At 41.8% G+C, this 20,912-nt stretch carries 18 protein-coding genes and 4 pseudogenes; 4 read left to right on the top strand and 18 right to left on the bottom strand.

What is annotated here, in order from left to right; all coding sequences use genetic code 11:
• Positions 1-135, bottom strand: a pseudogene (locus A142_RS24740) (replication initiation factor domain-containing protein); the annotation flags it as partial.
• Positions 136-286: 151 nt separating this feature from the next.
• On the opposite strand from A142_RS24740, the gene A142_RS10680 reads away from it, so the two are divergent.
• Positions 287-469 carry a hypothetical protein gene (locus A142_RS10680; RefSeq protein ID WP_019822664.1) on the top strand — a complete coding sequence of 61 codons (183 nt, stop codon included), beginning with the start codon at positions 287-289 and terminating at the stop codon, positions 467-469.
• Between the two features lie 1,427 nt (positions 470-1,896).
• Here A142_RS10680 and A142_RS10685 read toward each other — a convergent pair.
• From A142_RS10685 to A142_RS25710, 6 genes and pseudogenes are all read right to left on the bottom strand, one after another.
• On the bottom strand, positions 1,897-2,199 hold the full coding sequence (locus A142_RS10685) for a type II toxin-antitoxin system RelE/ParE family toxin (protein ID WP_019822668.1): 303 nt from the start codon (positions 2,197-2,199) through the stop codon (positions 1,897-1,899).
• Positions 2,187-2,444: a type II toxin-antitoxin system Phd/YefM family antitoxin gene (locus A142_RS10690; protein WP_016787072.1), complete on the bottom strand. Its 258-nt coding sequence runs from the start codon at positions 2,442-2,444 to the stop codon at positions 2,187-2,189. The genes A142_RS10685 and A142_RS10690 overlap by 13 nt, the downstream gene beginning before the upstream one ends.
• Positions 2,445-2,559: 115 nt before the next feature.
• A complete protein-coding gene (locus tag A142_RS10695; RefSeq protein ID WP_019822672.1) occupies positions 2,560-4,092 on the bottom strand; it encodes an ATP-dependent nuclease in 1,533 nt (510 codons plus the stop codon).
• Positions 4,093-4,101: 9 nt separating this feature from the next.
• Positions 4,102-4,494 (bottom strand): ATP-binding protein, encoded by a 393-nt coding sequence (locus A142_RS25145; RefSeq protein ID WP_019822674.1) that lies wholly within the window; start codon positions 4,492-4,494, stop codon positions 4,102-4,104.
• A 513-nt stretch (positions 4,495-5,007) separates the two neighbouring features.
• Positions 5,008-5,205 (bottom strand): annotated as a pseudogene (locus A142_RS25705) (hypothetical protein).
• A pseudogene (locus A142_RS25710) lies at positions 5,202-5,383 on the bottom strand (hypothetical protein); the annotation flags it as partial. The pseudogenes A142_RS25710 and A142_RS25705, both read right to left, overlap by 4 nt.
• Positions 5,384-5,775: 392 nt before the next feature.
• Here A142_RS25710 and A142_RS10705 point away from each other — a divergent pair.
• Positions 5,776-7,083: pseudogene (locus A142_RS10705) on the top strand (GGDEF domain-containing protein).
• Positions 7,084-7,872: 789 nt separating this feature from the next.
• On the opposite strand, the gene A142_RS24325 reads toward A142_RS10705, so the two are convergent.
• The 9 genes from A142_RS24325 to A142_RS10745 all read right to left on the bottom strand — a co-directional run bounded on the left by A142_RS24325 (position 7,873) and on the right by A142_RS10745 (position 16,503).
• Positions 7,873-8,025: a YoaH family protein gene (locus A142_RS24325; RefSeq protein WP_004731009.1), complete on the bottom strand. Its 153-nt coding sequence runs from the start codon at positions 8,023-8,025 to the stop codon at positions 7,873-7,875.
• A 41-nt stretch (positions 8,026-8,066) separates the two neighbouring features.
• Positions 8,067-9,215 (bottom strand): conjugal transfer protein TraF, encoded by a 1,149-nt coding sequence (locus tag A142_RS10710; RefSeq protein ID WP_019822683.1) that lies wholly within the window; start codon positions 9,213-9,215, stop codon positions 8,067-8,069.
• Positions 9,216-9,265: 50 nt separating this feature from the next.
• Entirely contained in the window at positions 9,266-10,162 is an 897-nt protein-coding gene (locus A142_RS10715; RefSeq protein WP_019822685.1) for a DUF2861 family protein, read from the bottom strand.
• Positions 10,162-10,821, bottom strand: a complete 660-nt coding sequence (gene vxrB, locus A142_RS10720) for a response regulator transcription factor VxrB (RefSeq protein ID WP_017060099.1) — start codon at positions 10,819-10,821, stop codon at positions 10,162-10,164. Before vxrB ends, A142_RS10715 begins: the two co-directional genes overlap by 1 nt.
• Entirely contained in the window at positions 10,796-12,268 is a 1,473-nt protein-coding gene (vxrA, locus tag A142_RS10725; RefSeq protein ID WP_017065947.1) for a sensor histidine kinase VxrA, read from the bottom strand. Before vxrA ends, vxrB begins: the two co-directional genes overlap by 26 nt.
• Before the next feature lie 289 nt (positions 12,269-12,557).
• The gene (pntB, locus tag A142_RS10730) at positions 12,558-13,955 is read right to left on the bottom strand and encodes a Re/Si-specific NAD(P)(+) transhydrogenase subunit beta (RefSeq protein WP_019822689.1); all 1,398 of its coding nucleotides are present in this window, start codon (positions 13,953-13,955) and stop codon (positions 12,558-12,560) included.
• Between the two features lie 10 nt (positions 13,956-13,965).
• Entirely contained in the window at positions 13,966-15,513 is a 1,548-nt protein-coding gene (gene pntA / locus A142_RS10735; protein ID WP_019822691.1) for a Re/Si-specific NAD(P)(+) transhydrogenase subunit alpha, read from the bottom strand.
• Between the two features lie 300 nt (positions 15,514-15,813).
• On the bottom strand, positions 15,814-16,095 hold the full coding sequence (locus A142_RS10740) for an HlyU family transcriptional regulator (RefSeq protein ID WP_004731023.1): 282 nt from the start codon (positions 16,093-16,095) through the stop codon (positions 15,814-15,816).
• Between the two features lie 39 nt (positions 16,096-16,134).
• Entirely contained in the window at positions 16,135-16,503 is a 369-nt protein-coding gene (locus tag A142_RS10745) for a late competence development ComFB family protein (protein ID WP_017060104.1), read from the bottom strand.
• Positions 16,504-16,897: 394 nt separating this feature from the next.
• Between A142_RS10745 and A142_RS10750 the strand changes: the two genes are divergently transcribed.
• Positions 16,898-18,139 carry a GGDEF domain-containing protein gene (locus A142_RS10750; RefSeq protein ID WP_019822695.1) on the top strand — a complete coding sequence of 414 codons (1,242 nt, stop codon included), beginning with the start codon at positions 16,898-16,900 and terminating at the stop codon, positions 18,137-18,139.
• Between the two features lie 32 nt (positions 18,140-18,171).
• On the opposite strand, the gene A142_RS10755 is transcribed toward A142_RS10750, so the two are convergent.
• Both A142_RS10755 and A142_RS10760 read right to left on the bottom strand, forming a co-directional pair.
• Positions 18,172-19,203 carry a Solitary outer membrane autotransporter beta-barrel domain gene (locus A142_RS10755; protein WP_029405479.1) on the bottom strand — a complete coding sequence of 344 codons (1,032 nt, stop codon included), beginning with the start codon at positions 19,201-19,203 and terminating at the stop codon, positions 18,172-18,174.
• 77 nt (positions 19,204-19,280) lie between these two features.
• Positions 19,281-20,252: a GGDEF domain-containing response regulator gene (locus A142_RS10760; protein ID WP_019822699.1), complete on the bottom strand. Its 972-nt coding sequence runs from the start codon at positions 20,250-20,252 to the stop codon at positions 19,281-19,283.
• Between the two features lie 131 nt (positions 20,253-20,383).
• Here A142_RS10760 and A142_RS10765 point away from each other — a divergent pair, with 131 nt between their 5' ends.
• Entirely contained in the window at positions 20,384-20,821 is a 438-nt protein-coding gene (locus tag A142_RS10765) for a DUF3069 domain-containing protein (RefSeq protein ID WP_017069091.1), read from the top strand.
• Positions 20,822-20,912 lie beyond the last annotated feature (91 nt).

Below are 20,912 nucleotides of genomic sequence, written 5' to 3' on the forward strand. Positions count from 1 at the left end.
TGACTGATCGGAATTCTCCGAAATATGCAGAAGTGATGAGTACGGAAACGAAAAAGCAAGGTAATCAACAAAAACAAAAGGCGAAGCCTCAGTGTCGATTTGTAATTCCTCTGCTGTGAAGATCTTCTTTTTCATAACTAGCCCAAAACCCTAACCCTGTGCGAACATGTATACATGTAATTTCTGGTAAAACTAACCCCAAAGTACCCATGTATGCAAGTACAATTGAGAAAAAAATACAACTGCATACTAAAATACATGGATAACATCACAAACTGAGGTGCATATGACACAAAAATACACATCACTAAGAGTTAAAGAAGAAAACAAAATGAAACTGGAAAGAGTGGCGATAGATATCAGCTATGAAACAAAGGAATCTGTAAAGTGGACGGATGTGGCAAATTATCTATTTGAGAATTACCTACAAGAAGCAAAAGCAGACATGATCCATAAAAAAAGAGATTAGAAAACTTAACCACATGGTACTGGAGGGAACTAAGGTAGACTCGCTACGCTCAAACACTGGCGCGTTACACTTGCGAATACACGGTGAAGGCTGACAGTTCCGTGGAATTTACCCCCGTAATACTAGACGGGGGTTTTCCTACCCTCCGCCTCATTCGGCCTCCTCAGTCTTCGTCGTTCTCACTCGTTGTCAGTCCGGGTATGTCATTTTTTAACAAACCAGGTATGTCATGTAATAACAAACTGGAAATGCTAGTGCAGGTATTATGCGTAGTTATGTTACGGGCTATCACTAGCAAGCGATTCTCGTTCCTAACATGTACGGCAAGCCGACAATGAGTAAGTCTCTCGCCCACCCTTGCCGCGTTCTAGGCCAAAGGCAAACCCTCAACATAACTCTGCTAATAATACGCACTGAGCTTGTAAGCGCAAAGTTGTAATGTCACTATTTTCTAAAGCTATTCTTTTCATCGTTTCCCTTTAAACCCTTAATACAACTGGTACCTCAAGCATATTGAGTTCACCAGCATTCTTTAAACGCTCTTTTAACTCAATCATTATACGTGTGCCCGCCATCTACATGATTCATTTACACAAAGTCGATTAACGAGAACATTTGTTCCGTCTGTCTGACTTACATCTTCTTGTACTCATGATTCACCGCGCTGTGTGTAAACCTTGTGGGCATTGCTGTCGTTTCTTTTTTAGATTTTACACACGCCACCGTGTTTCTTGTTGGCTACACACGTTGAATTCTGTTTTGTGTTATCCACTAAGCCAGTTAATTTTTCTCGTGTAAACTCGTCTGTAAATTTCCATGCTGAGTTTTTTAAACCAAACTTTACAGCTCGATCTAAAGTTTGTGTTTGTTGGTTAGATTATTGGATTACTCTGTGTATTCGTCAGATCTACGCAATGTCATGAACAGACTTGTTCAAATCAGTTAAGTCACTTTACCGAAACCACAAACATTCACGCTCGCGGTTACTTAACCTTAGATCATCGTTGGAATGGATTTAGCTACACTTTGACCGTGCTACCTTGGTCACGCCTGAATGTGCGACCAAACTTAACCTAACTAATCCTCAATAGTTTTGACTGATAATCTATAAGGCTATTTAGTCTTCGACTCTTAACACGACGTTGCCCTGCTCTAGCAGAGCAGAAATCGCTTGTTGGTACGCTTCTTCGACAAGACTTTGTTCCAAACGCGCTCATAATTAGGTAAGACTTGCTGCCGAAAGATAGTCGATACGCCGACGCTCAATTCACCCTCAATACGGTGTCGTCGAATGGTGACCAATTTGGCCTCAGTCCATGAAGGCACTGGTTTGGTGGGACGTTGAGAATGAAGTGCTTTTTTCTTTTTCACCATGTCGAACCCTCGTCTGCGTAGACCATCAGCCTCCCAGAGGTGGCAAAAACGCTTTACTGTTTACTCAGCAAAAATCGACGTAAATCTCGCTCAGCGCGCATCACAAACAAGATGTAAACCTTGTTATCTTGCTGCTTGTAAAAAACACGACAAGGGTTGACCACGACTTCACGATAATTGAGGTGCTCGAGTTCGGGAGGCAGACGCCCAGATTCAGGAAAGTCGACGAGGCGTTCGACTTTGTCGAAGACGTTTTGAACGAGTTGTTTGGCCGCGACCAAATTTTCAAGAGCAATGTATTCCGCGATATCGTTCAGGTCCGATAACGCGGGCTCACTCCAAATCACTTCAGCCATTTTGACATCTTGTCTTTGGCTTCGTCATGACTCAGCGCTTTGCCTTCAGAAATGGCGCGCTCACCGCGGGCGATCCCTTCCAAGATAGCCAAACGGTTTTGCATAAACTGGTAGTCATCAACGTCAACCAAATACGCAGAAGGTTTGCCATGCTCGGTGATCAACACGGGCTCTTTGGTATCGTGTAGGTCGGCAAGGATTTTGGTCGCTTGACGCTTAAGGGAAGTAACGAGCTCGACTTTCATGAGAATGACTCCAACAGAAGACTAATAAAGTGATACTATTGTACCACTTTTAATCTTACAAGTTTATCTTGAAAAATAAGCGCGCCAAATCACATTTGAAACGCTTGTTATCAGCCTACTCCAACCAACCTTTAATTTCTTCAATCCATTCAGGAACTATATGAGTTTCATTCATTTTTTCTACGTATTTCTCAGCGAAAACAAACTTATTATTTTCATAATTAAAGAATTCATCAATTAATCCCCACTCACTGGTACGTAAATCAAGTGATATTTTAGAACTACTATGTGCTACTTCCGTTGGAAATCCAGACGCAGATAGAAAACCCAACAATTCGGGATAAGTACTTTCAAAAGTTTTTAATGTATCAAGAAACAGTTGCCCATTTAGAGCATCTTCAATTTCAGTTGCAGGAGATACAGGGTTAGACTGAATATTAACTAACTTTGTTTTTCCTGAAGCATCACAGTTAACCATACGCTTGCAAATTAAATTATTATGTTGAGCTACGTCATAACGAACTAATTCTGCATCAGTGTCTGATATCAAAATAATTTTCCCTGTAACCTCATCTTTAAAGTCTTCATAAGATGTAGCTAAATGGTTATATAATCTTTTTATTTCTTTTGCCCCACCAACAGGTACAATTCTCAGTTTCTTCGTTTCAATGAGTTCTTTTAGATAAGCATTCAAGTATATTTTTTCTGAAGAACCTTCACAAATAATCCAGTTATAAGGTTGTTCTCCAATAGAACTTGTAATAACTGATTGAACAAAATCATTTATACTTTTAAGTCTAATATCATAAGGTAAACGCCCTCTAGAACCTGCAGTTAATTGCTTAATTTGTTCACGATACCCAGCCAAGTTTATTTGGTCAAAAACATGATTACCATCCTGTGACGAAATAATTGTGGCGCTTCCTGTTTCTATAGTTGGTAAAAAACCATACCAATGTGAAGAAAAAATAACTTGTCTACAATCGCGGCTTATTTCATATAGAGAGTCAAATTGATCAAAACATGCAGACATATGCAGTGAAGACTCAGGCTCATCCACACCTATAATAAGATTTTCACCACTAGCACGATGGTTTGTCAACAAGCTATGGGCAACATCAATTATAGCTTTTTGTTTTTCACCTGAGCTTAAAGAACTAATCTCTAGCCATGTATCACCTTGCTTTTTGTGCAATTTTCTAACATTAAAAAACGCTTGAATAATAAGGTTGTATACATCAGTTTTTCTTAAGTTTTGTTGCCTTTCAGTTGGTGTTCTATATGCGTATATGTTTAACTCATCTGCTAATGTATCTATAAATTCATTTAAACTATTATTAATATCTGCGATTTGCCTTGCTGGTACTCGTTGGCTTAAAATTTCAGTTAAAGTTTCCCCCATTAGCACTTGAATTTCATCCGTTTCAAGTCGTGTAAAGGATTCAGGATCTATTTCCCTGGGGATGTAGATATACTCTATTTCAGATTTTATTTTATCTAAAAGAGGATTGAATACTTTTAAATCCTCATCGCTTAAGCTTGTTTTGCTTGACTCAAAGTCCTCACCTAATAATTCCTCTACAAGTAAGCGATTATTGAAAGCTGATACCGTTACATCTCCCTTGTAGTCAATACCAATAGGTATCAAGAAAAAATCTTAAAGGTCTTTCCTTAATAATATTTGTTCTCGATGTGTTACAAACCTTTTAATATGTGACTTTAATGATGGCGACACATTGTCTTCGGCAATTGACATAGTGACTTTATTTAAAATTTCAGCTTTTTCTAAGATATCACCATCAAATTTACTTTTTTCAATGCAAAATATAGGAACAATTTGAGGTTTAGTTGTTGATTTACCACTACGCTTAGTTGCACTGTTAAAATTCCAAGGTTTTGCATTAAATAGAGTATCCAACGATTCAAGTATTGAACTTTTACCTATACCATTATTACCAACTAACCCACAAAATTGATCATCATCAGTTAAAGGAATGTAGTTTATCCCTTGATAAGTTTTGTAATATCGTAAAAAAACACCAACTATCATTATTTATTCTCATTATTATAAAGTTTACATTACTATTTTAAGACTTATAACACCGCAGTGAGCAGCCTATCACCACACTTAACCGTTGGTTATGTCAACCCTTTTTCAAAACAAGTAGCCTAGAATGTTGAGTAGCTCTTCTTTCTTCTAATGCCTGAATAATCTACTTGTAGCTTGTTTTCTTCAAATCCATTTTATTCACCTACTTGCTGCATACTTATTGATAAAAACAACATCTATTAGACAAAAAACTTTGCACTTAAATACAGAGCAACAGACCGTTACCTGACTTATAGGATGAATTATAACTATAAACTTGATTTATAACAGTGATTTAAATCATCAGCACTAAAACTAAATGCTAAGTGTCTAATTACTTATAGATGAGATGCAAAAAGAGCCACTTTTATAAGAAAGTGGCTCTTTTATTGGTTAGGTTAGCGTCGTTTCTTATAGCGTTTTCGTGTGGTATTCGCCCTCACTACGCGCCCATTTTTGATCGTGTAACCTTTCTTAAGTTGGTCGTTTGGTCGGTGCCCTTTGCACTTGTGTCCTTTCATTCGGTATCTCCAGTTTTCGTATCCGTTGCTCTTAGTCTTGTTGTACTCGTTTTATCCCGTCGATGTCTGTTTTCAAAGCCGCAATTGTGCCAAGGCTTGAGACTCCACCTGTCATGGATGCAATAATCAGTGTGTCGATAAAGTCCATCATTTCCCCTTCCATCGCGAGACATAAAACTCGAGGAGATAACGCACATGCCTAGCGTGTCGACCAAAACAGCACCGACTATAAACCAATAAGAGTTAGGGATGTTCTGCAACGCGTTAAAGCCTTGCTCAACATAGGGCGCGTAAATGGGATTAAAAGACAAAATGAATGGTACGAACGCTCTCATAGACAACAAAGTGTTTCGATAAAACGAGTTCCAAAAAGTGACACTGCGACATAACTGCCCTCCGCTTTAATTGATGAACAGTAAACAGTGGCCTCGTGCCTCGTTATCACAGCAAGCCATAAAACTCGCACACACCACTCTGATTACAACAAGACGAGCCACTTTAAATTTAACTGTATAAATACACAGTTAAATTATAACCCCCGTAAAAACCGTACTTTTTGAGCAAATAACATTCAGAATCAAGAGTCTGCGTTCAATTTTTAAACTTGAATTTGGTCTAATGGTGCGCTTTCCTGTATAACCGTCAATTCTGGATCAGTTTTGGGTATAGCAATTTTATCAATGCTAATACTCTAATCTCCGATTGCGCCAACTCTAAGGCATTGCGCATTACATTCGAATCACGTGTACGGGTTAGTATCATGAGCGACAAAGCATTCCGAAAACTCAACATATTCCTTTCGATTTTTTGCCTAGCAATCACGCTAGTGTTGTTGAGCTCTTTTAATACGCTCATGAATAAGAGCCTCGTTATTACACCAGACAAATACCCTACACGCGTTAACACAGACAGAGACCACGATGGTGACACCGTTGGCTTGTTACAAAGGTCATAAGATGGAATTGAGTTACAGTGTGACTTTGAACGAACCTATAGCTTGCCATTCTGTGAAATTGAGTTCGTTATATCGACACAAGGTAAAGGGCACGATCTCTCTACGTTCGATTCGGTCACCATTAATATGGATTACCAAGGCCAAGAAGACCCAAGGTTTCGCTTCTACATTCGTAATTACGACAAGAATTACAGCGTGAAAGGCGATGCTATGTCGAACAAGTTCAATCGCTTAGACTTCTCATTACCAGATAAAAACCACATCGACTTAGACTACTTCAATGTTCCTTTCTGGCGGATTGATCATTATAACCGCCCTGTTTCTGATAGCGCTGTAGACATTACGAACGCGGTATCTGTTGAACTCGGGCTTGGTGCCAGCACGCTTGCTGGGCATCATTCACTTAACATCTCGAGTATTGTGTTCCACGGTAAAATCATCAGCAAGGCTTTGCTAGGTGAGCTATTGGTTGGACTATGGGTGGTATACGCGATCTACTATGTCGCTTGTGCTTTACATATTGCACAACGAAACAAAACGCGTTCAGCACAGCAACAACGCCATTTAACCCAAGAAATTGAAGAGCTAAAGGTAAAGGCCACAACCGATCCGTTGACCGGATGTAGAAACCGAACCGAAGCTTTAGATACCTTCTATGATTTCGAATGGTTGGCGCAACAAGGAAAAACGATTCACATCGCGTTGTTTGATTTAGACCATTTTAAGCAGATCAACGATCAACATGGCCACGAAGTGGGTGACAAAGTACTTATCCAGTTTGTCGCAACGGCGAACAAGAGCCTTGGTGAGCAGTACTTGCTTTATCGCTGGGGTGGTGAGGAGTTTCTACTCGTTTGTCTCGAACAAACTGCGCTACAGTGTAATGAATCAATCGATAATTTTTACCTAGCAATGGAGCAAAGCCCTTGGCCTAAAGCGCTTAAAGTCACGGCTTCGACCGGAGTAACGCAGCTTAAGGAGCATGAATCGATACGTGCTGCCATCAAGCGTACAGACAAAGCGCTCTACCAAGCTAAAGACAACGGACGAAACCAAGTCGCTACGTTTTATTAAGGCTCGCTAGACTGGACTGCAGCTCCACATTCAACTCTCGGCCACTACTCAATCAACACGCAGTTAATACCTTGTCGATATCGACTCTCCACTTAAGCGGCCGTTAGATTCTTAAGCGCTAACTAGACAAGCCCATCATAAGCTTTGTTGGCTCATCAGAATTCTAATCGATTCGTATACCTATAAGCGCGCTCTCGCCATCTGCTATAACACCATCTGTAATAACGCCATCAATAGCATTCTCAGGTTGATACGTATCGTTCCTGAATCGCTCTATAAACAGCTTACGCCTCTAAGCTTCCTTAGCACTTGTTCTGCAGTCACGTATTGGCGAGTAAAGCTTGCTCTAACCAGTGCTCGGTCACTCGCGGTATCGGTTTTGAACATTACCGTCGCTACTTATCTCGCACTGTTTTTAGATGAAATCCTCATTTGTCTGCTTGTGAACATTCATACACTCGTATCCGCTAAAAACAGAAGTCACAACGTCACTAGCCTTAAAAAACGCCATATATTGAACCACTTAGGCATGGTGACATAAATGCTGACACCTAAAATGGCAATTGTTTTACTTTCAGATCTCACTGTAATTTAATTACAAATAGAAACCGAGAAAAGCTTACAAAGTGGATTACTCCGCTGTAACTTACTGAATAAGCTAGATTTAAGAGTTTTGATTAGGTCGGAATTTAGGGTAACTAAAGAGTGGGTATGTACGAGATAATCTACTAGAGGGGTAATATATTTAGTTATAGTGCATTAAGGTGTTAAAAAAGAAGGGCTGATGCCCTACTCTTCTTTATTACTCATTTCTTCACGAATTTGCTCAGCAACGATTTTGATAGCTTGTGCTGTGCTGATGCCCTGAGTCATCATTTCTTGAATTCGTTCAACAGCTTTCTGTTGTTCTTCGTGAGAAAGGGTTGGTAAGTCGTTTAGCATGTTCTGCTCCTTTATTTAGGAGCAGAACTATATAAGGACTGTTAGTAACTAGCAAGGAAATTGATTGAAGCACCCATTGCATTTTCGTTTGTGTAGTTCGCACTTAGATCTAACTGGAACAAGTTGAGTGGCGAGATACCAATACCGGCTGTGACTGTTCCTTCTGAATCAGAGTAAGCCAGGTTCTTGTAGTACCCTCCCCTTAACTTAAGCTGACGTAGAAGATCGACTTCGGTACCAACACGAATCATCTGTTCGTTGTCCTCGAACGAAGTAAACTTCTCTGTCTCGTTTAGGTCGTAATCAACACTCAACGTAAAGTAATCAGAAACGATACCTGCACCCACTGTGTATACCGGCTCTAGTTGGTAAGTGTATTTACCACCAACTTGGTGTGTCGCACTACTTGTGCTGCTGGTAAGTGTTCTTGTTGTGTCTTTTGTTTCGATATCTCTAGAGATCAAGTTAGTTGCTGCAACACCTACTCGGAACGGGCCGAAGAACCAAAGTGCACCGGCATCCATGTTGAATGCAGTGTCGCCATCGCTGTTTTCTCTAACGTCGGACAAATCGTAATCATTAACCGACGCAACATAGTTATACGTATAAATGCGTTGGATCTTAGGTGTGATACCAAATGAGATGTGTTGACCCATAAAGGTTTGGTATTTTGCTAAAGAAAGGCCAACTTCTGCTACGCCTATTGAAACCGCTTCAACAGTAGACAATTCTACTTTGTCTTCATCTGAACCTGTCGTGTAAACGTTAGGAGTCGCAAATGATTCTGTATAAGCTTTAGCGAAAAGGTTTGCCGCGACAAACTGATTAGGAAGAGCAAACGCGACAACACCACCCAATTCTACATTAGCTTGGTTTCCATCAAGTTTGTTAAGCGCTGCATCTAAGTCTGCGGTGTTTGACGCATCAACGACACTATCGATATTCGATTTCATGTCGTTAGGGTCATTATAGGTACCGCCGAAACTTGGCGTGATCATTCCCATGTCATCATTACGACGATAAATCGCAACAAGTGCTGGGTTATAGAATGGAGCTGTTAGGAAGTTTGCTGAAACAACACCAACACCACCCATCGCATCACCACGCGCTTCAATGGCGTAGTTTGCTGCTGAAAGAGGAAGACTGGCGAATGCAATTGACGCTGCGAGTAGTTTTGTAGTTTTTTTCATGCCGTTTATCTTTGTTAGATCCCTTACATAGTTAACGGCACAATTTTAAATTACTTTAACTCTTCTTCGCTAGAAATATCATAAGTTTTACTGATAGTTTGTGCTTGTTCTATCGCTATGTCACCTTGCCAGCGTGAATGTACCATTGAAACCGCCAAAACATAGCGATCATTGGGAAGTTCTTCGCCAGTGAGATTCATTGGATAATCAGATTCGTAGCTCTTACCCCACACCTGTTCATAGTGTTCATAGTGTTCATCTACGTAATCGTACAAACCGATTTCGAGCTTAGGGAGTGGACAATAAGGATTCAGTAGTTCTTTTTTATCAATTCGCCACGTGTCTTTTGAGGCCCAGCGTACTTGTTGACGCATGGATACTTCACCCAAAACAACCCAAGTGCTCCAAGACTTTCCGCCATCATCTTTTACGCTTAAACGATATAAACCGGATTCAAGTTGAGAGGCTAAATTATAACGCTTGCGGTATAGACTCACCGATGCGTTGTTAACCACTTCACTGTCTTTGGTTAACTCACTGTCCGACGAAACGATCTTATCGACCCACTTCTCGAAGGTAATGTCTTGAATGTTGTTTTCGGATTCGACATTAATCGATACTCGAAAGGTGTCTCGACCAGGGCTTTGAATGATGTGTCTTTTAACGACGACTGAACTGATCCAATCCGGGAGTGTTTTTCTGGTGAGGGTTTTACCACAATCTTTGTTCAATGCTTGATCGAACAGTTCATTGAGGTGATCTTCTCGTGATTGAGAAGAGTTGATTTGCCAAACTTCCACTAATGAATCAAACATCTGAGGTAAATCATTATCTAGCAGATGTTTATGAACTTGAGTCAGAGCATCGCTGCTCTTAAACCAATCCGTTGCTTGCGCGGTATCCGCTACGCAAGAAAACATTAATAGTGGAAGTAAGGCTATTCTCATTACGCTTTCATCTTGTAACCAACGCCACGCAGCGTTTCAATTTCTAGACCCGGCAGTTTCTGTCTTAGTTGCAGAACGTGCGTGTCTACCGTACGTGTTGTTGGGAAATGGTTGTAACCCCATACATGGTCAAGCAGTTCATCACGTGTAAACACACGTCCAAGGTTACTTGCCAAGAACAGTAGAAGGTCAAATTCAGTGCGCGTTAACGTTACTTCTTGTTCATTGAAAAACACTTCACGTGTCGCTTTATCGATAACAAGATTCTGAGCGATCACTTTTGATGCATCTTGTTCTTCAGAGTCTGGCAGTCGAAGTTGAGCTCGAATTCGAGCAAACAGCTCAGCCTCTGCGAATGGCTTTGTTAAGTAGTCGTTTGCACCTGAATCTAGGCCCGCTACTTTGTCTTTTACTGTCACGAGAGCCGTTAGCAAAATAACAGGGATATCTTTCTTTTTCTTCCAACCTGGAAGTGAATCTACTGAGTCACCATCAGGAAGTTGACGGTCTAGAATCACTAGATCCGCTTGTTCCCAATAGCCTTCAACTTCAGAGATCAGTTCTGCATGCAAACATTCATATCCAGCTTGCTCAAGGCTAACTAATAAACCGTCAGCTAAATTTTTGTCATCTTCAACGAGAAGCAATGTCTGTTTCACAAGGTATCTCCAAAATAAATGTTGTTGGGGGGCCAATAAGCGTCATGTGACCGCCCATTTTTCCGACCATAGATTCCACTATCGTCAGACCTAAACCGAGTCCACTCTTGCTTACGAATGGCTTTCTTAGTTGCCCCCAATCTTTGCGAGACAAGTCTCCATTATCTATAACTTTGAATGTCAGCTTCTTGTCAGAAGTATTCAGTTCTAGAATTACTGGAGCCACACCGTATTTCACGGCATTTCTGATTAGGTTATCGATGCACGTTCCTAACCAATATACGTTCACTTTTGCAGCTATATCTTTGTTTACACGCAGTTCAATCCCCGGCGCAAAGTCTTCTTCAACTTTGTATTGGAGCCACTCTTCAACACTTGGCACCCACTCTGTTGCGAGCGGTTGGTTATCTGATTGCAGGTAATCTTTACTTGCTTCCGCCAACTGTCTTAAACGGCGTGTATCTTCACACAGCCTACGGAACTCATCATATACCGATTCTGGTAAGTGTTCGAACTCACGCCTGAACCCTTCCACCGTCAATGACAAACTCGCAATCGGCGTTCTTAATTCGTGCGTTAGGATTTGAAGAACCAGCATGCGACTCTTCATCTCTTGTTTCTTGCTGTTCCAGCGGTAAATCGCCCAACCTAAGACAAGCATGATGTTGGCAATAACCAAGATAAACATGGCGACTTGCAGAAGCTCTGAATGATCTTCTATTTCCCAACACACATTACCACGCTGGACAAAACAGCTTTTACCTTCTGAAGACAAGCTAAACGATAACCCAGCAAGCGTGGCATTTTCGTTCCAGACTGATTTTTTATACAGGTAATATCTGTCGCCGCGTTTTACCCACATCTCATCAAGCTCAACAAACATACTCGCACCCGCTAACAGCGCGGTGATTGCTTCGCTATCCATTTGTTGCAAGCGAGACAGTAGTTCATCGTGTTCGGTGTTTGGTCGCTCTTGAATATGCATAAAGCGCTTCAGAGAGTCGAATTTTTCTGGGTACTTCTCAACGTATCGTGCCGCATAAGAACCGCCGCCAGGGTGAATCAAACCACTACGGCTAAACCAACGGTCAGAAAGCTTGGTGCCTTTACACATTGCACGAGTAAAAACTAAAGGCTCAGTAATCAAAGGGCTTAACGGCAGTTTACCGCTACAGGTTTTTGATAACTGGTATAAGCGCTGAATGTCTTTTAACGGGTACTCTGCTGTTTGTGGCAGCATAGAAGACGGCATGATCAAACGTGTTGGGTAATCAGCCTGTAGCACTCGAATATCGTAAGATTCGATTGCCGTTTCATGATCAAAGAGTTTGGTGAAATTATCGATACGCTCAGGTAAAGAGTCAGCAAATGCGTTTGCAGACACAGACAACGTAGCGATAAGAAGAGTAAATGTTCTTTTGATGATCACAAACCAACGCAAATTCATATAGATCAACCAAATATATACCATTCGCTATCAAAGATAAATTTTTAACCGCATGAAAAACAGTGAGAATGGCGAGCTACAGAGATAAAGGCCAATATATTACGGCCACATTGTACATACGTACTAGTAGGCTGATTGGCAAGCCCAACCTCAATTGCGACAAGTTTTGCATCAGGCTTCGTCAACTTCGTATCAACTGAGATCACACATAGAGTCGCTTTCGTAAGATAAAAAAAGGAGCTCAAATGAGCTCCTTATCGAGTTGTTACAGATTGTTTAGAGGTGCTCTCTATAGATGTTCTAAGATACTTAGACAACTCTTTTTAGCATCGCCAAACAGCATCTGCGTGTTCTCTTTGAAGAACAGTGGGTTTTGCACACCGGCGTAACCTGTGTTCATCGAACGCTTGAATACGATAACATTCTGAGCGTTCCAAACTTCAAGTACTGGCATACCAGCAATTGGGCTGTTTGGATCTTCAAGTGCTGCGGGGTTTACGGTGTCATTCGCACCAATTACCAATACAGTATCTGTCTCATCGAAGTCATCGTTGATTTCGTCCATTTCCAGAACGATATCGTAAGGCACTTTTGCTTCAGCAAGCAGTACATTCATGTGACCCGGTAACCTACCGGCAACTGGGTGGATACCAAATCGAACATTAATGCCCTGCGCTCGTAGCTTCTCAGTGATTTCATGCACTGGGTATTGAGCTTGAGCTACTGCCATGCCGTATCCAGGAGTGATGATTACTGACTTAGAGTTTTTCAGCATATCAGCCACATCTTCAGCTGATGTTTCGCGGTGTTCACCCTGCTCTTCATCGCCATCAGACACAACCACTTCTTGGCCGAATCCACCAGCAATAACGCTGATGAAAGAGCGGTTCATCGCCTTACACATAATGTAAGACAGAATCGCACCCGACGAACCAACCAATGCACCTGTTACGATAAGCAGATCGTTTGCAAGCATGAAACCTGCCGCGGCTGCTGCCCAACCAGAGTACGAGTTCAGCATAGAGACAACTACTGGCATATCTGCGCCGCCAATCGATGCCACTAAGTGGTAACCGAATGCGAATGCGATAAGCGTCATCACCATTAGCGCGAACATGCTGCCGTCCGCTTTAACGAACATGATCATCAGTAGTGTAGAAACTACGATAGCCGCTAGATTCCACTTGTGCTTATGAGGGATGTTCAATGCAGACGAAGAGATCACGCCGCGAAGCTTACCAAACGCAACAATAGAACCCGTGAACGTCACCGCACCGATAAACACGCCAAGGAACACTTCCACTAGGTGGATCACGTGCTCTGCATGAATATCTGCAGGGTTGATAGAAACAGTAGCAGGTGGATCGATGTAGCTGTTATAACCTACAAGTACCGCCGCCATACCTACGAAGCTGTGCAGAATCGCCACCAACTCTGGCATTTCAGTCATTTCTACTTTTCTTGCGTAGTGGATACCAATACCACCACCGATCACCATAGCAATGATGATCCATACAATACCTGCAGAGTGAGGACCAAAGATCGTCGCGATCAACGCAATTGCCATACCAGTAATACCGTAATAGTTACCTGCACGCGCAGATTCCTGTTTCGATAACCCAGCCAAGCTCATAATAAAGAATACAGCAGCAACAATATAAGCTGCTTGTACTAATCCTTCAGACATCTGTTACTCCTTAGTCTTTACGGAACATTTCAAGCATACGTTTGGTCACGGTAAAACCACCAAAGATATTGATACTTGCAATTAATACGGCAATAAATGATAAGAACGTGACGACGCCACTTCCTTGTCCGATTTGTAACAGTGCACCTACTACAATGATGCCTGAAATCGCGTTAGTCACGGACATCAAAGGCGTATGCAGAGAATGGCTTACATTCCAAACTACGTAATAACCCACCACACAAGCGAGAACAAAAACGGTAAAGTGAGATAAGAACGCAGCAGGAGCAACCGAAGCTACCCAAGCGAATGCACCAACAGCTACCGCCATACCCGCCGCTTTCTTAATTGGAGAAACAGGTTCTTCAACTTTAGGCTCTGGTTTGGCCGCTTTTGGCTTAGCTTGTTGTGGCTGAGCTGAAACTTGAATTGGTGGAGCTGGCCAAGTGACCTCGCCCTCTTTAACGACAGTAACACCACGCAGAACAACATCTTCAAAGTCGATATTGATGTTGCCATCTTTCTCTTTGCAAAGCAGTTTCAGCAGGTTAACTAGGTTCGTTGCATACAGTTGAGATGATTGAGTCGGCAGTCGCCCAACCATATCAGTGTAACCAACCACCTTAACGCCGTTAGCCGTTGTAATGACTTGATCCGCAACCGTGTATTCACAGTTACCGCCATTGGCTGCCGCAAGGTCTACAATCACACTACCTGCACTCATGCTGTCTACCATCTCTTTGGTAATCAGCTTCGGAGCCGGGCGACCTGGAATCAGCGCTGTTGTAATGATGATATCAACGTCTTTCGCTTGAGCTGCATAAAGTTCTTCGGCTTTCTTATTGAATGCTTCAGACATCTCTTTTGCGTAGCCGTCACCAGCACTGGTATCTTCCTTGAAATCCACTTCCAAGAATTCAGCACCCATCGACTCAACTTGTTCTTTAACTTCAGGACGAACATCGAATGAACGAACGATCGCACCTAAGCTACCCGCAGCGCCAATTGCCGCTAGGCCAGCAACACCAGCACCTGCAACAAGTACTTTTGCTGGTGGAACTTTACCCGCAGCCGTAATCTGACCCGTGAAGAATCGACCAAACTCATGCGCCGCTTCAACAACAGCACGATAACCCGCGATGTTTGCCATAGAACTCAATGCATCTAACGCCTGAGCTCTTGAAATTCGTGGAACAGAATCCATCGCCATCACGTTGATGTTACGACTGGACAATTGTTCCATTAATTCTGGATTTTGAGCAGGCCAAATAAAGCTGACCAATGTTGCGCCATCTTTAAGAAGATCGATTTCATTTTTAGACTCGTCAACGATCGGAGCGTTAACTTTAAAGATAATATCGGATTTCCAAGCTTCATCTGCGGTGACAACTTTTGCTCCAGCTTGTTCATAAGCTGCATCTTCAAAACTTGCTAACGCACCTGCTTGTGATTCAACACAAACTTCAAATCCTAATTTTAGAAGCTGTTCTACCGATTTCGGCGAAGCAGCGACTCGCGTTTCACCTGCGAGCGTTTCTCTTGGTACACCAATTTGCATAGCTATTCCTTGACTATTGGCACGAATGACTTATTCGTTTGTATCTAACGACAACTAATACTTCAAGCGTTTTGTTCAAAGAACAGGAAAAGTTATTACTTATAACGATTTGGATGGAATTTGAGCGCTTCATTTGAAGAAATGACGACCGTCTCGAACGAAGAGGTCAAACCACTTGCAAATAATCCTTTAAATAACAACTTACTAGCTGTTCTTTGTCCCTAAAACTAAAAAGAGCTTTCAGCATATACACTGAAAGCTCTCTAAATTATGACCAACATCAATTCTAACCCTATTTGGTTAGCTAAATATATTGTCGCCCATTTGGTCGATGAACATCTGCGATTTTTTTAGCATCAATTCATCGGCATCTTGTTTGTTTGAAACAACATCTGAACGAATAAAACGGTGAGTTTTGATTTCACCGTCGAATTCTTTCTCGATTCGCCCAGCAACACGGTATTGACCAGATTCTGCAATGGCATCTTGATAGATATTGAAACCTTTATATTCGACTGGCTCAATCTCTACTTTTTGTTCGGTTTTTTCTTTGCCACCAAATAATCTAGAAAAGAATCCCACGTTTTTTACTCCTTAAATGACCGTATTCACCCTAAACTATCATGACTGTTTACGGTTCAACAACGGCTTTTCGTACCATTGCAATTCTACGTCATCATCAAAATTGTGTTGACTAAATATAACGGGCACATTGTCGTCACGTTCGCGTCTTCGATCGTCAATGATCATACTTTCAGCATTTTTGACCGCGATCTCGCTATTGCGTTTATAGAGCACCAATTTGTCTTCTGGCAATGCTGAGAGAAAATCGATATCAAAACGAATATAGATAGGTTTTAGCTGACCTAAAGCCAAGCACGCGAGGTCGGCCAACTGTTCATTGGTATAACTAGACACATATTCCTCGGTAGCCAAAACATGACCTACCAGAGTTTCCATATAGTTATGTACATCAACACTAATTTGCATACCACACCTCCATTTGTAGCGGTTGTTTATGACCTAGTTTTGATCAATCAACAACCTTATCCCAGAACTTACATTAATTCCGTTCTAGACCTTACTCGAACTTCATTACAGATTTACAGTTCTCGCTTGTTGGTCATCATGTAACCATTGAGTACAAACCACCTAGATTTTGCTAAGTATCTATAACGACTAATTAATTTCTCATATATACTGTGTAGTTCGTTCTATGGTTAATAGCAACTCAAATACATATAAAAATGATTGCACCAATAGCGACCTATGGCTATGTTTTTGCTCTAATTTAGGTAAAAAGCTTGGCAATCGCTTGTTTAACCGTATCCTACGCATAGTATTAAATAATAAGATCATCAATATAGTTAGGCTCACCACATAAATGGCATCATCTTTTGTAACGTCGAGCATGTTTCGATTTTGCTTCCCTTTAGTCCTGTTAACAATTTTGCTCGTTGGTATGGACAACGTCATTCTCGTGACGAACTCAAATTTAGGGTTTGCTAGCAACCTCCCTTACATTTTATTGAGCGTTGCGGTCCTGCTATGCCACACATTCAGACAAGGTCGAATGGCGATGGTATCGGTGACCATGCTTGTCGCTTATCTAATCATCCAAGTTCGCTTACAAACGCCTCTCAATAATGGCACAACGCTATTAGAGCTCTCGTTACTTGCGGCATTAGTACCTGTCACTTGCTTACTTGTTTATGCCTTCCCTGATAACGGCGTAAACTCAAAGTCGATGCTGCTCTACGCCATCGTTCTCATTCTATTTATGGTGTGGGCACAATTGATCGTCTCTCACTTCCATGCCGGCGGTTTTGAATCATGGAGTGAAGGTCTTCTGTTTATTGTCAGAGACTTCTCCAAACTGCCTTTTGTTTTGGTGTTGTATAGCCTTTGCTTACTTGGCCTTACTGCCATTCTAGTGTTGGTGTATAACCGCTCTATCGATGTTGTGGTTTATAGCGCTATCCTGCTTTCTTCTTGTACGTTCATCTTCTTCGACGTTCAGTACATCTCGAGCACCATGTTCTCGTTGTCAGGCACGTTGATCATCGTCTATGTGATGTCTGCTAGTCATGATATGGCCTTTAATGACCAACTGACTAACATTCCAGGTCGACACGCCTTAGAAGTCGATATGAAGCACTTAGGGCGTAAGTATTCGATGGCGATGGTCGATATCGATCACTTTAAGCAATTCAACGACACCTACGGCCATGACATTGGCGACGATGTGTTAAAACTGGTGGCGCGTATTCTGAGGGAAACCACTGGCGGCGCTAAAGCTTATCGCTATGGTGGAGAAGAGTTCACGATTATCTTCAAAGGCAAACATTCGGAACAAGTTAAAGAGCACCTTCAAGCTCTGATTTCCGAAGTTCAAAACTACGACATGACGATTCGGAATAGCCATGAGCGCCCCGACGATCATGAAGTGGGTATCAAAAATCGTGGTCAGAACGGAAAACCATCGGAAGTGGTAAACGTGACGGTGAGTATTGGGCTGTCTGATAGCACAACCACCAAGCATCCTGAAGAAGTATTGAAGCTTGCTGACAAGGCGCTCTACAAAGCGAAAGAAACCGGCCGAAACAAGCTGTGTGTTGATAGCTAAACGTAAGTGTCGATAACTAGACTAGAGGGAGATTAATCTTGGTTGAAGAAGATAACTAAGCTCCCTCCTTTCAGACTACTTCCGTAATTGATCGTAAACCCAATTCCAACATTATCAACCCAGTCATTAAACAGGTTTGGGTTAAGCAACCAACCTACGCTGCCCTCGTAGTAAGATGTTGTCCCCATAGAAGCCACGGTGTCACCACCAATATCAATTCTTCTTATACTGGAGTACATAGAAGTAATGTTCTTATCCCAGCGTATTAAGTCATAGAAAATCTTGGCTTCATTTGCGATATACCAACCTTCGGGATGACCAATATCGCCGTTATTGGCTTCGCCCCATCCGAAGCCATTAAAGTAATGCCAACTGGTACTGAGTTTATATCTGCCCCAATCATTTTTGTCTTCAAAGGTCAGCTTGATCTTTGGTTCAATTATGTATGCCCATGCATCGGTATTGTAATAGACCCCGTCTAACTGTTCTTGAATAGGTTCTAGTAGTGGAGACCGATATTCAAAGTCATTACGATAATAAGAAATATGATTACCAATTGCAGAGCTGAAACTCCAGTGTTCGTTGAGTTGAGACACATTGGCAAACGCCACGTAACCAGAAATCACTGACTCTTTTTGAAAGTCACTTTTGATTGTTGACGCATATTCCACATCATTCTCAATTCGTAACGCTGACAGGCGTAGCGTTACCTCTTGATGGTTGTCTTCTGTGTAACTTGGTAGCTCAAATGTGTAAGGAAGACTGAGAGATGTGATGTTTTGTCGACGACTCACCGAATCGTTCGAACCAATGTCGTCATTGTCCAAACTCAGCACTTTGTTCGGATCGAAGTTATTGATACCAAAAGTGAAAACATCGTTATCGTTGAGTAATACACTGGTGGCAAAGCGCTGCTCTAGATCCTTACGGAAGAGATCAGATAGGGAGTTAGCATTAGCGGTGGTTGGCACTGCAGTTAAAAATAGAGGAGCTGCGGTTAAAAGTAGAGGAACCGCAAGCGTCCAACATGTGCTAGTCACATAAAATGACTTTGAATCTGGCATTTCTCTTATCACTTAAAGCACTTCCTAGCTAAAACGCCAGTAAAGTATAAATTCAAATATCTCAAAGAGCTCGCCAACTAACGAGCAAGCTCCAAAATGTTGCGTTGTATGAAGGTATTTCTGCCACTTTGTTTCGCTTGGTAAAGCGCTTGATCGACCTTTTCGTAAATAGAGGCGATAGATTCTCCCCCATCAGGCACAAATGATAGTACACCTTGTGACGCTGTCACTCTATCAGATACCGTTGAGTGCTCATGAGCGTAATCCATTTCATGCAACGCTTCTTTTATACGTGTCGCCTGCAACATAGCAGCATCGCTGTCTGTGTCACTTAGGATAAGAACAAACTCTTCACCGCCGTAGCGACCGACAAACTCTCCCGCACGTACAAAAAGCTGCTTCAAGGTATCGGCAAGCCCTTGCAAGCACTTATCCCCTTGAATATGACCGTAATTATCGTTGTAAGGCTTAAAGAAGTCTACATCTAGCAATATAACTGTCATGGGTATATTACGCCTTCCATGCCACGCAATGCTCTCTTCAAGCTTAGTGTCCATATATCGACGGTTGTTCAATTTGGTCAAGCCATCTTCATTGGCTTGTTGCTGCAGAAGGATGTTCAGTTCTTCGAGTTTGGCTGTGCTTTGTTTTAGCTCTCGTCTCATGTGCGCGATACGCTGCATCGCAATCAACTTAGAATTTAAAACAACTTTGTTTACCGGTTTGATCAGGTAATCATCACCACCAGCGTCAATCGCTTTCGCGATCATCTCAGGTTCTTCGTGGCCACTTAGAAAGATGATCGGAACCCATTCTGGAAATTGCCTACGAACCTCGTTAGCCACCTCAAAACCATCCATCTCTGGCATACTGATATCAAGTAACACAAGTTCAGGATCAAACTCAGAATAAACGTTCAGGGCTTCTTTTCCGCTACCAACAGCTTCCACAATATGACCCAGTTGCTTGAGTCGGATAGCAAGTTGCATCCTATCTAGTTGAACATCATCAACCAGCAATATGCGCATCGAAGATCCCTTTTCTATCATCACATCACCTTTATCTAGTGTTGAATATTCAAAGTAGCTCAAATTTGGGCTTAAATCATGCCCTAATCTCTATATTATATTGACTTTTTTACAGATCTTTTTAGCATTGTTTCTTTTTAAAGAGAAATACTATGTCAGACGCTACAAACAACGAACAACAAGAAATCGATTTAACCACCATCTCACCAGAACTTCGTCAAGTTATCGAATTTGATGGCGTGCCAAAAGAGATGCACTTTATGGTTACTTCTATTCACGAAGTGTCTGAAGAAGCAGTACGCGAAGCTTGGGACAGCCTTCCAGCAAGCGCACAAAATGTTTTAGACAACTTCGAACAGTTCCACGCTCTAATCTCAGTTAGTCAAGCTTTCGCTGGTGTTAACGTGATGGAAGAGTTCCCTACTCTTAAACTTCCAGAAGACATGACTGACGAAGAAAAAGAAGAGTACCGTGCTCAACTGCTAGACCAAGTTCTACACAACTGTGTAAAAGACATGGTTAAACAAATCAAGAAAGCTCGTCGTGATGCAATCTTGAAACGTGATTTCAAAGAAGTTTTTACTAAGTAAGTCGCTAATCGCCTAAATCTAGGCAGAGCGCTAACAGTAATACTTAAGATTAAGCCGCATGTTGCATTAAACACGCGGCTTTTTTATATCC

This window comes from Vibrio splendidus 12E03 (genome assembly GCF_000272105.2).
Lineage (GTDB): Bacteria > Pseudomonadota > Gammaproteobacteria > Enterobacterales > Vibrionaceae > Vibrio > Vibrio splendidus_I.

What these genes read in the sequence shown, in the direction of transcription:
- vxrA (WP_017065947.1), bottom strand. Translation starts at nt 12,268, where the DNA reads ATGAATTTGCGTTGGTTTGTGATCATCAAAAGAACATTTACTCTTCTT.
- A142_RS10760 (WP_019822699.1), bottom strand. Translation starts at nt 20,252, where the DNA reads ATGATAGAAAAGGGATCTTCGATGCGCATATTGCTGGTTGATGATGTT.
- A142_RS10745 (WP_017060104.1), bottom strand. Translation starts at nt 16,503, where the DNA reads ATGCAAATTAGTGTTGATGTACATAACTATATGGAAACTCTGGTAGGT.
- A142_RS10680 (WP_019822664.1), top strand. Translation starts at nt 287, where the DNA reads ATGACACAAAAATACACATCACTAAGAGTTAAAGAAGAAAACAAAATG.
- A142_RS10690 (WP_016787072.1), bottom strand. Translation starts at nt 2,444, where the DNA reads ATGAAAGTCGAGCTCGTTACTTCCCTTAAGCGTCAAGCGACCAAAATC.
- A142_RS10765 (WP_017069091.1), top strand. Translation starts at nt 20,384, where the DNA reads ATGTCAGACGCTACAAACAACGAACAACAAGAAATCGATTTAACCACC.
- pntA (WP_019822691.1), bottom strand. Translation starts at nt 15,513, where the DNA reads ATGCAAATTGGTGTACCAAGAGAAACGCTCGCAGGTGAAACGCGAGTC.
- A142_RS24325 (WP_004731009.1), bottom strand. Translation starts at nt 8,025, where the DNA reads ATGCTAAACGACTTACCAACCCTTTCTCACGAAGAACAACAGAAAGCT.
- pntB (WP_019822689.1), bottom strand. Translation starts at nt 13,955, where the DNA reads ATGTCTGAAGGATTAGTACAAGCAGCTTATATTGTTGCTGCTGTATTC.
- A142_RS10750 (WP_019822695.1), top strand. Translation starts at nt 16,898, where the DNA reads ATGGCATCATCTTTTGTAACGTCGAGCATGTTTCGATTTTGCTTCCCT.
- A142_RS10685 (WP_019822668.1), bottom strand. Translation starts at nt 2,199, where the DNA reads ATGGCTGAAGTGATTTGGAGTGAGCCCGCGTTATCGGACCTGAACGAT.
- A142_RS10710 (WP_019822683.1), bottom strand. Translation starts at nt 9,215, where the DNA reads ATGAAAAAAACTACAAAACTACTCGCAGCGTCAATTGCATTCGCCAGT.
- A142_RS10755 (WP_029405479.1), bottom strand. Translation starts at nt 19,203, where the DNA reads ATGCCAGATTCAAAGTCATTTTATGTGACTAGCACATGTTGGACGCTT.
- A142_RS25145 (WP_019822674.1), bottom strand. Translation starts at nt 4,494, where the DNA reads ATGATAGTTGGTGTTTTTTTACGATATTACAAAACTTATCAAGGGATA.
- A142_RS10715 (WP_019822685.1), bottom strand. Translation starts at nt 10,162, where the DNA reads ATGAGAATAGCCTTACTTCCACTATTAATGTTTTCTTGCGTAGCGGAT.